At 56.1% G+C, this 816-nt stretch carries 1 rRNA gene; it reads right to left on the reverse strand.

Going from position 1 to position 816, the window contains the following annotated elements:
- Positions 1-816 (reverse strand): 23S ribosomal RNA (locus EEJ42_RS31235); the annotation flags it as partial.

Below are 816 nucleotides of genomic sequence, written 5' to 3' on the forward strand. Positions count from 1 at the left end.
AGTGACACGACTTCGGCGGTACGCTTGAGCCCCGCTACATTGTCGGCGCGGAATCACTTGACCAGTGAGCTATTACGCACTCTTTCAAGGATGGCTGCTTCTAAGCCAACCTCCTGGTTGTCTCTGCGACTCCACATCCTTTCCCACTTAGCATACGCTTAGGGGCCTTAGTCGATGCTCTGGGCTGTTTCCCTCTCGACCATGGAGCTTATCCCCCACAGTCTCACTGCCGCGCTCTCACTTACCGGCATTCGGAGTTTGGCTAAGGTCAGTAACCCGGTAGGGCCCATCGCCTATCCAGTGCTCTACCTCCAGTAAGAAACACACGACGCTGCACCTAAATGCATTTCGGGGAGAACCAGCTATCACGGAGTTTGATTGGCCTTTCACCCCTAACCACAGGTCATCCCCCAGGTTTTCAACCCTGGTGGGTTCGGTCCTCCACGAAGTCTTACCTCCGCTTCAACCTGCCCATGGCTAGATCACTCCGCTTCGGGTCTTGAGCGCGCTACTAAACCGCCCTATTCGGACTCGCTTTCGCTACGGCTTCCCCACACGGGTTAACCTCGCAACACACCGCAAACTCGCAGGCTCATTCTTCAAAAGGCACGCAGTCACGACGCAGAGACAAGTCTCTGCGCGACGCTCCCACGGCTTGTAGGCACACGGTTTCAGGTACTATTTCACTCCGCTCCCGCGGTACTTTTCACCATTCCCTCACGGTACTATCCGCTATCGGTCACCAGGGAATATTTAGGCTTAGCGGGTGGTCCCGCCAGATTCACACGGGATTTCTCGGGCCCCGTGCTACTTGGG

The organism is Streptomyces botrytidirepellens, from assembly GCF_003721215.1.
GTDB classification, from domain to species: Bacteria; Actinomycetota; Actinomycetes; order Streptomycetales; family Streptomycetaceae; genus Streptomyces; species Streptomyces himastatinicus.